Source organism: bacterium (genome assembly GCA_030019025.1).
Lineage (GTDB): Bacteria > Hydrothermota > Hydrothermia > UBA1063 > UBA1063 > UBA1063.
On sequence record JASEFR010000008.1, the window covers coordinates 38940 to 49410 of the forward strand.

Annotated in this window: 11 protein-coding genes and 1 tRNA gene; all 12 read left to right on the forward strand. The window is 39.9% G+C overall.

The annotated features are described in order from the left end of the window. The first annotated feature begins 101 nt into the window (after positions 1 to 101). Positions 102 to 599 carry a BCAM0308 family protein gene (locus QMD82_03275; protein ID MDI6850943.1) on the forward strand — a complete coding sequence of 166 codons (498 nt, stop codon included), beginning with the start codon at positions 102 to 104 and terminating at the stop codon, positions 597 to 599. Between the two features lie 16 nt (positions 600 to 615). Continuing rightward, positions 616 to 1998 carry an FAD-dependent oxidoreductase gene (locus QMD82_03280; protein MDI6850944.1) on the forward strand — a complete coding sequence of 461 codons (1383 nt, stop codon included), beginning with the start codon at positions 616 to 618 and terminating at the stop codon, positions 1996 to 1998. Positions 1999 to 2001: 3 nt separating this feature from the next. After that, the gene (locus QMD82_03285; protein MDI6850945.1) at positions 2002 to 2709 is read left to right on the forward strand and encodes a DUF502 domain-containing protein; all 708 of its coding nucleotides are present in this window, start codon (positions 2002 to 2004) and stop codon (positions 2707 to 2709) included. Then, positions 2666 to 3481 carry a hemolysin family protein gene (locus QMD82_03290; protein MDI6850946.1) on the forward strand — a complete coding sequence of 272 codons (816 nt, stop codon included), beginning with the start codon at positions 2666 to 2668 and terminating at the stop codon, positions 3479 to 3481. Before QMD82_03285 ends, QMD82_03290 begins: the two co-directional genes overlap by 44 nt. Positions 3482 to 3485: 4 nt before the next feature. Further along, positions 3486 to 3740, forward strand: a complete 255-nt coding sequence (gene purS, locus QMD82_03295; protein MDI6850947.1) for a phosphoribosylformylglycinamidine synthase subunit PurS — start codon at positions 3486 to 3488, stop codon at positions 3738 to 3740. Continuing rightward, positions 3737 to 4411, forward strand: a complete 675-nt coding sequence (gene purQ / locus QMD82_03300) for a phosphoribosylformylglycinamidine synthase subunit PurQ (protein ID MDI6850948.1) — start codon at positions 3737 to 3739, stop codon at positions 4409 to 4411. The genes purS and purQ overlap by 4 nt, the downstream gene beginning before the upstream one ends. Further along, positions 4404 to 6596 (forward strand): phosphoribosylformylglycinamidine synthase subunit PurL, encoded by a 2193-nt coding sequence (gene purL / locus QMD82_03305; protein MDI6850949.1) that lies wholly within the window; start codon positions 4404 to 4406, stop codon positions 6594 to 6596. The genes purQ and purL overlap by 8 nt, the downstream gene beginning before the upstream one ends. Before the next feature lies 1 nt (position 6597). Further along, positions 6598 to 8016 carry an amidophosphoribosyltransferase gene (gene purF, locus QMD82_03310; GenBank protein ID MDI6850950.1) on the forward strand — a complete coding sequence of 473 codons (1419 nt, stop codon included), beginning with the start codon at positions 6598 to 6600 and terminating at the stop codon, positions 8014 to 8016. Positions 8017 to 8051: 35 nt separating this feature from the next. Next, positions 8052 to 8123 (forward strand) — tRNA-Gly (locus tag QMD82_03315). Positions 8124 to 8167: 44 nt separating this feature from the next. After that, positions 8168 to 9133 (forward strand): Gfo/Idh/MocA family oxidoreductase, encoded by a 966-nt coding sequence (locus QMD82_03320; protein ID MDI6850951.1) that lies wholly within the window; start codon positions 8168 to 8170, stop codon positions 9131 to 9133. Beyond that, on the forward strand, positions 9133 to 9726 hold the full coding sequence (locus QMD82_03325; GenBank protein MDI6850952.1) for an acyltransferase: 594 nt from the start codon (positions 9133 to 9135) through the stop codon (positions 9724 to 9726). Before QMD82_03320 ends, QMD82_03325 begins: the two co-directional genes overlap by 1 nt. 49 nt (positions 9727 to 9775) lie before the next feature. Beyond that, the coding region (locus tag QMD82_03330; GenBank protein ID MDI6850953.1) for a tetratricopeptide repeat protein at positions 9776 to 10471 on the forward strand (696 nt) is incomplete at its 3' end.

Below are 10471 nucleotides of genomic sequence, written 5' to 3' on the forward strand. Positions count from 1 at the left end.
TTTTGGGAATAAGACCTCTGGATAGCTTTTGACTGGAATGCTAATTGTTTGACTTTAAGTGGGTGTGAATTTAAAATATATTTTAGCACGGAGGAGGCTCTATGAACAGGAAAGATAAGATACTGGATGTAAAAATACAGGATCCATACATGGACAAGAATATTTACAAAGACCCTACCATATGCCCCACCTGTGGACTCGTTTATCACAATAAAACATGGAAGCGAGACGATGAGTTGGCTAAGAAAATGAAAAGTACCAAAGAGGTGGAATATAAAGATTGTCCGGCATGTAGAAAAGTTAAAGACAATTATCCCCTTGGTGTTTTTATAATAAAAGGTGAAGTTGTTAATGATGAAAGGAGGATTGCTGAGATACAAAATCTTATTAAGCATGAGGTTGAGAAGGAATCGGTGAGTAATCCTCTTGCAAGAGTTATGAAAATAGAAAAATTTGATGATAGATTTGAGATAAGCACCACTACCGAAGGTTTGGCTGTGAGGATCGGAAAGGCTGTTAATAAAGCATATCAGGGAGAAATTGAGTTTATATTCTCTGAAAGTGATAAATTTTTAAGAGTAATCTGGCACAAAGATTAAAGGAAATTAAAGGAAATTGACAGGTAAATTTTACGATGTAATTATTGTCGGGAGTGGTCCTGCTGGGACTTTTTCGGCTCTCGAACTTGCTAAAAGTGGATTGAAAGTTTTAATTCTTGAGAAAGGCGATGACCTTTTGAAACGGAAATGTCCTGCTCTCGAAAAACAGATCCCCTGTGTTAAATGTAAAAGTTGTTCAATTACCTCTGGATTTGGTGGTGCTGGCGCTTTTTCTGATGGGAAAGTTACGTTAACTGCTGAAGTGGGAGGTAATTTAAAAGATTTTCTTGACCAGGAAGAGCTTGACAGGTTATTTCAAAAGGTAGTAGAAAAATTAATGGAATTTGGCGCACCCCAGAGAATTTACGGCCTTGACTCTGAAGAGGTTGATAGAGTTTATTATGAGGCTCAGAGATATGGCCTTGAAATAGTAAAATCTAAAGTGCTCCATATGGGAACTGATAAAGGTTATCTCGTATTAAGGGCGATCAGAGAAGCTATCGAAAGTGCGAAGATAGAGCTTCACGTAAATGAGCCGGCTGAGGATTTAATCATAAAAAATTCGTCTGTTGAAGGTGTTAAGACGAATAAAGGTGAATATTTTGGAAAATTCGTAATTCTGGCTCCGGGCCGTTCAGGTGCGGAGTGGCTTTTTAAAATGTCAAAGAAATATGGCATTAAGACAGATACAAATCCAGTGGACATCGGAGTGAGGATCGAAGTTCCTGCAGAGGTTTTGAAGAAGCTCACAGAAGTTTTTTATGAGCCCAAAATTATCTATTATTCTAAAAGTTTTGACGATAAAGTGAGGACCTTCTGCGTGAACCCTTACGGTGTTGTGGTGCCTGAAATGACCGAAGATGTTGTTACGGTAAACGGCCATAGCTACACTTATCCTGTTTCAAACAACACAAATTTAGCCATCCTCGTTTCTACAAAATTTACTCAACCCTTTAATGACCCGGTGAGCTATGGAAAGTCCATTGCCCGGCTTGCCAATCTTCTAACGGGGAGTATAATAATTCAAAGATATGGAGATCTAAAATTGGGAAGGCGCTCCACAGAAAATAGAATAAAGAGGAGTATTGTGAAGCCCACCTATCTTGGGGCTGTTCCTGGTGATTTAAGTTTTGCTTTGCCTTATCGCTACTTGTCTAACATAAAGGAAATGCTGGATCAGTTGGATAAGCTTGTTCCAGGGATGGCTGATGATGGTAATCTAATTTATGGGGTTGAGGTCAAATTCTACTCGGCAAGGGTAAAGGTAACAAAGGATTTTGAGATAGAGGGGATCCAGAATTTATTTGTCGCAGGCGATGGCGCTGGAATAACAAGGGGGCTTTCACAGGCAGCGGCCTCAGGCATTATTGTAGCTGCTTCTATTTTAAGGAGGTTGTAAAGTTTGCCACGTAGATTTTTAGAAAGGGTTAAGGATTCATTTAAAATAAAAAAGGAGAATATCAGAAGCGATTTCATAGCTGGCCTTATTGTACTGGGTCCACTGGTTTTAACCCTTTACATACTTGCACTTTTGATTTCTATTTTTGGGAACTTTTTTGCTAATTTAATCCTACTATTGCCCTTTATACGGGAAATACCTACCTTTTTTAGAACCTTAATAGGGCTTATCATGGGTTTGGTATTGATATATCTAACGGGGCTTTCAGTGCGGCTCTTTTTCGGCTTTGAGCTTGAGTATTTTATAAACAGAGTAATGAGCAAAATCCCCGTAGTAAACACTATCTACAATGCCGCTCGCGAATTGGTAAAGTTCATAAGCAGTTCTCAGGAACGAAAAATTACTGCAGGTAAGGTTGTTGTGTTTGCAATTTCAGATAACGGACCCTTTCTGATGGGCTTTGTGACGAGGGATGAACCTTTAGAGAAAGATGATAAAAAATTCTATACGGTATTTTATCCGACCACTCCCAATCCTACTACGGGATTTTATCTGTTAGTTGAAGAAAATAGGCTTTGTTTTCTTGATATGGATTTTAATGAAGCTTTTAAAATTATCATGACATCGGGAATCGGATTGAATAGAGAGGGAGGTGAAAAGTTAAAAAATGGGCTTGCGATCTTATTTGAAAAAATTAATAAGAAAAATTAGAGGGCAAGACATTAAAGTTGATGAGCTTGTTGAACTCTTTGAAGAGTTGAAAATACATGGTATTCTTCAAAACAGTGTTATAGAACTAATACAATCAATCCTGGAACTTAGTGAGAGGCAGATCGAAGAGATAATGGTTCCGCGAATTGATATGGTCTATATCACGAGCGATATGACACTGAAGGACGCTTTGAAAATTTATAAAAAGAGGGGCTTTTCGAAACTTCCGGTGGTGAAAGAAAGAACTGACAACGTAATTGGCATTCTTTACATTAAGGAGCTTCTTAAACATCTTGATGAGCTTGAGTCATTGAAGGCAGCTGACCTTGCGAAACCCGTTCATTATGTTCCCTATTCCAAGAAAATCCTTGATACCTTGAAAGAAATGCAAAAAAAGCATATTTCTATTGCAATAGTGGTTGACGAATTTGGCTCCGTTGCTGGGCTGGTAACCTTAGAGGATATTCTGGAGGAAATTGTCGGAGAGATATACGAAGAGTTTGATAAAGAGGAGGTGCTGATAAGAGAGCTGGAAGACGGTAGCTTTCTTGTTAATGCAAAGATAGATCTATATGAGGCTTCAGAAAAGCTTGGAGTTGAAATTGAAAGCGAAGAGGTGAATACCCTTGGAGGTTATATAATTGAAAACCTTGAAAGGGTACCCGAAGTTGGCGAAAAATTTGCTATAGGGCCATTGGAGTTTGAGGTAGTGGAGGCAACCCAGCAAAGAATTAAGGAGTTGAAGGTGCGAGTATTGAAGAAGGAGGAGTAAGCCCATGCCTGATTTTAAAGTATCTGTGATTGTAAGGATGAGAGAGGATTTACCGGAACCACAGGGAATTGCCCTTGAAAGGGTGCTTGAGCGTCTGAGTTACCGTGATATTAAGAATATAAGGGTTGGGAAAATAATTGAGTTTACTGCAGGTGGTGGAACTAAAGAAGAGGTAAAAAAAATAGTTGAAAAGCTTGCGAATTCTATATTATCCAATCCAATTATCGAGGATTTTGAGATAAGGATTGAGGAACAATGAGGGCAGGTGTCGTAGTTTTCCCCGGAACAAACTGCGAGACAGAAACTTTTTATGTTTTGAAAGATTTAGTGGGATTTGATACCTACTATATCTGGCACGAAGAAACTTCCGTTGACAAGTTTTCCCTTGTTGTTCTTCCGGGTGGCTTTTCTTATGGAGATTACTTAAGACCTGGGGCTATGGCAAAGGTATCTCCAGTTATGGAGGCGATAGGGGAGTACGTGGAGAAGGAAAAAGGGCTTGTACTTGGTATTTGTAATGGGTTTCAAATATTAACCGAAGCTGGGCTTCTAATAGGAGGGTTGATAAGGAATAAAAATTTGAAATTCATATGCAAGGATGTGAGTGTTAAGATTGTGAATAATGAATTACCCTTGACACAAAAGTTTGAAAAGGATGAGGCTCTTGTACTGCCTATTGCTCACATGGATGGAAGGTTTGTAGCCCATCAGGATCAACTAAACTATCTGGTTGAAAAGAATCTCATTTTTTTAAAGTATGAAGGTGAAAACCCCAATGGCTCTCTGCTCAATATTGCTGGCATCACCAATGAAAAGAAAAACGTTTTTGGAATGATGCCTCATCCCGAAAGAAATTCTGAGAAGATTCTTGGGACTGGAGATGGATTGAAATTTTTCCTTTCAATAAAGGAGTATCTCGAAAATGGATAAAGAGATCATAGAGAAACATGGTTTTACAGAGGAAGAGTATGGAAAAATAGTGGAAATTTTGGGTAGAGAACCAAATCTCCTGGAGCTCGGAATTTTCTCAACTCAGTGGTCAGAACACTGTAGTTACAAATCTTCAAAGCCTTACCTTAAGGGGCTTCATACGTCAGGAAAATACGTATTGCAGGGGCCTGGAGAGAATGCGGGAGTGGTGGAGCTTAAAAATGGATACATTCTGGCTTTTAAAGTCGAGAGTCATAATCACCCCTCGGCTATAGAGCCGTTTCATGGTGCAGCTACCGGTGTTGGTGGAATTGTAAGAGATATTTTGTCCATGGGAGTTAGACCCATTGCACTTATGGACTCGCTGAGGTTCGGGGAGCTGGATGATCCCCATGTGAAGCACCTTTTCGAAGGCGTGGTAAGTGGCATTTCCTTTTATGGAAATTGTATTGGGGTTCCATGTGTTGCGGGTGATGTTTATTTTGAATCTCCCTATAAGGAAAATTGCCTTGTAAACGCTTGTTGTGTTGGAGTTGGGAAGAAGGAAAATCTGAAAAGGGGTATTGCTCAGGGCCCTGGCAATTTATTACTTCTTGTAGGTTCCAAAACGGGAAGAGAGGGAATTCATGGCGCGACTTTTGCCTCTGATACCTTGGAAGGTTCCAGGGAGGAGAAGAGGCCAAGTGTTCAGATTGGTGACCCGTTCCTTGAAAAGCTTCTCATTGAGGCCCTTCTTGAAGTCAATCGGTTTAAAGAACTAATAGGAATGCAAGATCTTGGAGCAGGTGGTCTTTCGACCACACCAGCTGAGATGGCTGCCCGTGGAGATGTGGGGGTGGAGATACATATAGAGAAAATTCCTGTAAAATCCGAAAAAATGACGCCTTATGAAATAATGCTTTCAGAAACCCAAGAAAGGTTTCTCTTGTGTATTAAAAAAGGAAGTGAAGATAAGTTTATTAAGGTTTTCAAGAAATGGGGACTTGAGGCGGAGGTCATCGGGAGGGTTATTGAAGAGAAAGTTTTTCGGGTCAAGAGGGGTGAGAAAGTTCTCGCAGAAATCCCAATTGATGGCCTTGTTAGAGGTGTTCCCATTAGAAATCTGCCAATTAAAAAACCTGATTATATAGAAAAGCTAAAATCCATAAACATTTCAGAATATACAGTTTCCGATATTGAATCTGCCTTTAAAAGGCTCCTTTCTTCACCCAATATTGCGTCTAAAAGATGGGTTTTCCAACAGTATGACCACACCGTGAGGGGCGATACGGTAGTTGTACCAGGAAAGGCAGATGCAGCTGTTCTTAGGATTAAAGGTGAATCTTTTGCCATTGCGGTTACCATGGGCGGAAACGCCCGGTATTGTTATCTCGATCCTTATGAGGGAGGAAAAATTGCTGTTGCAGAGGCTGCAAGAAATCTTATTTCTGTAGGTGCTGACCCGATGGCGATTACCGACGGTTTAAACTTTGGTAATCCTGAAAATCCTGAGGTTTATTGGACTTTTGTAAAGGTTGTTGAGGGCTTAAATCAGTCTGCTAAGTCTTTAAATATTCCGATTATATCAGGGAATGTAAGTTTTTACAATGAAACTCCTGAACTCCGTATTTATCCAACTCCAATATTAGGGATGGTAGGAATGATTGAGGATCTTACTCAGATAACAACCATGTCTGTTAAGAGTCCAGGGGATTTTTTGATTTTGATTGGAAAAGAGTCAGGAGATGTAGGTGGAAGTGAGTATTTGAAAGTATTGCATGGGGTAGTAGGAGGCAAACTTGATATATTAGACCTTGATTTTGAAAAAATCCTTCAGAATACAATCCTGAACTTCATCAGAGAGGGCTTGGTTAGGAGCGTTCATGATGTTTCAGAAGGCGGAGTTTTAACTGCGTTATTTGAAAAGCTTTTATGGGCAGATAAGGGGGCAGTAATTGAGATGTCAAAGATCAGCGAATATAGCCTCTTTGGTGAATGGCAGTCCCGTTTTCTGATTTCTTGCAATCCAGCCCAAAGAATTGAGATAGTGGAAAGACTCAAAGAAGTTGGAATTCCCTATAAGGAATTGGGAATAGTTACTGCTGAAAAGGAATTGGTTGTAAACTCTTCTCATGGAAGTGTATCATGGAAATTGGAAGAATTAAAAGATATTTACTTAAATTCAATTGAAAGGATGATGAGCTAATATGAGAGAGTATTGCGGCATTGTTGGGGTTTCAAGTAAGAAAGGGAAAAATGTTGCGGATATTTTATATCTTGCACTTTTTTCTCTTCAGCATCGAGGCCAGGAATCTGCGGGAATTGTTACCTACGGAAAAGATGGCCATAAAGCGCACAGGGGCTTTGGACAGGTTAAGGAGGTCTTTACCATAGATGTTTTGAATAGATTGGATGGGTATGCAGGAATTGGGCACACCCGATATTCAACGTTTGGGAGTTCCAACAATTTTAATAACATTCAGCCTCTTTACGTCGTCTCAAAAGAACATTTCATTGCTGTGGCACATAATGGAACTTTGACCAATTACAAGGAATTGAGAAGTGAGCTTGAGTCTCATGGTTATGTTTTTCATTCAACCACAGATTCAGAAATCTTCCTGTACCTTTTTTCGATGAATGATGGGATGCCTCTTGAAGAGAGGTTTCTCAATATTTTAAAAAAGGTGAAGGGTGCTTATTCTCTGCTTTTTTTGATTGATGATGCAATTTACTTTTTAAGGGACCCATGGGGGTTTAGACCGCTAGTTTACGGAGAAAGCGAAGACTACTTCATGGTTGCTTCGGAAACTCCAGCACTGAGGCATGCGGGGATCCACGATTTTAAAGAGCTAAAACCGGGTGGCCTTGGTATCTTCAAGGAAGGAAGGCTGGAACTAAAACAACTTTATCCTTCAAATAAAAGGGAACAGTGTGTATTTGAGCTCATTTACTTTTCCCGGCCGGATTCCATAACTTTTGGTAAGAATGTTTACAAATTTCGCAGAGAATGCGGTAAGGAGCTTGCCTTACTGGAAACGGAGGAGATCGACATCGTTGTCCCCGTTCCAGACTCTGGTTTACCCGCCAGTGTGGGATATGCATCTAAAATTGGTAAACCACTGGAGTTTGGCCTTATGCGAAGCCATTATACTGGAAGAAGTTTCATAGAGCCTTACGATCGAGACAAAAAAGTCAGGATGAAATTGATACCAATTGAGGAAGTTCTAAAGGGTAAAAGAGTTGCGTTAATTGACGACTCCCTTGTAAGAGGTACTACTTCAAAGGAAATTGTTAAACTTTTGAGAGAGCATGGAGCTCGTGAGGTACATCTTCGTTTTGCCTCGCCACCAATCATTGCACCATGCTTTTTTGGAATCGATATTCCCACAAGAGAAGTGCTTTTGGCCTCTTCCCACACCTTAGAGGAACTCACCGAAATTCTTGGTGCAGACTCTGTAATGTATTTACCTATGAGTAAGTTGAAGAAAGTGTTGGGAGATGATTGGAAAGATTTTTGTTTCTCTTGCTTTACTGGTAGTTACAATCAAGATACCGTTTCTGAATCAATCTACAGAGAGTTTTTGAATTATAAGCCTCCAATTCTGATGCAGTTTGAGAGTTATTGACTGTGCATTTCCCTTATGCTATAATATTATAACAAGCGGGAGTAGTTCAGTGGTAGAACATCACCTTGCCAAGGTGAGGGTCGCGGGTTCAAGTCCCGTCTCCCGCTTTTTTTATTTTGAATAAACTTCCCTCTCGCTCCATAATTACCCTATGGAAGTTGCTCTAATTGGTATAGGTTATTGGGGTAAGAATATTTTGAGGAATCTCAAAGAGCTTGGTGCTCTCAAGTGTGCGTATGACAGCTCACCCGAAAGAGTCTCTCAAATTAAAGCGCAATATCCAGATCTAAATTTTTGTGGCTCAATAGAAGATATCTGGGGAGAGCCCTCAATTAGAGCGGTCTGTATTGCCACTCCTGCTTCAACCCATTACACTCTGGTCAAAAGAGCACTTCTCGCAGGTAAAGATGTCTTTGTAGAAAAGCCTCTCTCCCTTAATACGAAAGAAGCAGAAGAACTTATCGAAATTGCAGAGAAAAATGGAAGAATTTTGATGGTTGGGCACATTTTGAGGTATCATCCTGCCATATTAAAGTTGAAAGAGTTGATTGATAGTGGCATGCTTGGAAGGGTTAACTATATTTACTCTAACAGGTTGAACATAGGTAAATTACGGAGTGAAGAAAATATTTTATGGAGCTTTGCCCCTCATGATATTTCGGTGATTTTATATCTCATAAGCGAGGAACCATCCTCTGTTGAAGCCTTTGGTGGAGATTATGTGCAGAAAGGTATATATGACGTGACCATCACTCATTTGGAGTTTTCTCAGGGAGTAAAGGGTCACGTTTTTGTAAGCTGGTTGCATCCTTTCAAAGAGCAGAAATTGGTTGTTGTTGGGTCAACTCAAATGGCGGTTTTTGACGATCTAACCGAGGAGAAGCTGTTCCTCTATCCTCACAAAATAAGGTTTGAAAATTCAATACCTGTGGCGGAAAAAGCGGAAAGGGTCGTAGTGCAGGTAGAAAAGGCTGAACCTTTGAAGGAAGAACTTAAGCATTTTTTACATTGTTGTGAGTTTAGAAAGAGGCCTTGGACCGATGGAAATGAGGGGTTAAGGGTTTTAAGAGTTCTTGAAAAAGCTCAGGAAAGTCTGAATTTAAAGGGGAGGAGATAATGGAAGAACAAAAGAAATATTTTGTTCATCCATCCAGTTATGTTGATGAAAATGTAGAGATTGGTGATGGCACTAAAATATGGCATTTTTGCCACATTCTGAAAAACACCAAAATAGGCAAAAATTGTATACTTGGGCAAAATGTTATGGCTGGGCCTAATGTAGTTATTGGTAATAGGTGCAAAATTCAAAATAACGTTAGTGTATACGAAGGCGTAGAACTTGAGGACGACGTTTTTTGTGGTCCATCGATGGTTTTCACCAATGTGATAAATCCAAGGGCTTTTATAGAGAGAAAGCATGAGTTCAAAAAAACTTTGGTTAAAAAAGGGGCTACAATTGGCGCCAATGCAACTATTGTTTGCGGCGTGACGATTGGAAGGTATGCTTTGGTTGGTGCGGGTGCAGTGGTTACGAGGGATGTTCCTGACTACGCGCTTGTCGTTGGTGTTCCAGCTAAACAGATAGGGTGGGTTTGTAAGTGTGGAAATACCTTAAAAGAGAGCAAGGGTGAAAAATTAATTTGTAGCAGTTGCGGGAGTGAATATCTGGAAAAAGATGGAACTTTAATACCTGTTGTGGAAAAAGTTTGAAGCAATATTTTATAGCCTTTATAATTACAAAATAAATGGAGGTAGTGTGATGAAGAGGCTATTGTTAAGTTTGATCCTTTTGGCTGGAACAACCTTTGCACAGGAGCAACAGGAAGCTGAGCCTGTTGATTCTGCGAAGATATGGCTCTCCATTGGCAGAGATTACCTGAATAAGAACATGTTCGAAGATGCGATAAGAAATTTCAAGAGGTCTTTACGTTGTAACCCTAATTTTATTCCTGCGCATCTTGAGCTGGCAAAAGCATACATTGGTATTGGAACTTCATACCTTTCTAGGGGAATTAGTGATACAGGTTATATGTACGTCGATTCAGCGGAGGCAGTTTATTGGAAAATAAAAGAAATTGACTCGACCGATTCAAGGGGTTTCCAAGGCCTTGGATTCATATATAGTGTAATTAAGAAGGACTACAATAAGGCAATTGAATACTATAAGGCTGCTCTCTCTATTGATCCGGAAAATGTAGATGCTTTGTATGGGCTTGCCAAGGTTTATCAAAATTTGGGTGAAAAAGCAACGGCTGACAGCGTATATAAGACTGCGATTAGTAAAAATCCCAAAAGTGTTGGTATTAACTATTCTTATGGAATGTTCTTAGTGGAATTGGCAAGATATGAAGAAGCCATACCTTACCTTGAAAGGGCCCTTGAACTTGGAATTGAAGATAAGGATAAAGAAAAGGAAGTTCTCGTTGCGATTGTTAAATCTGGAATTGAGGGAGGC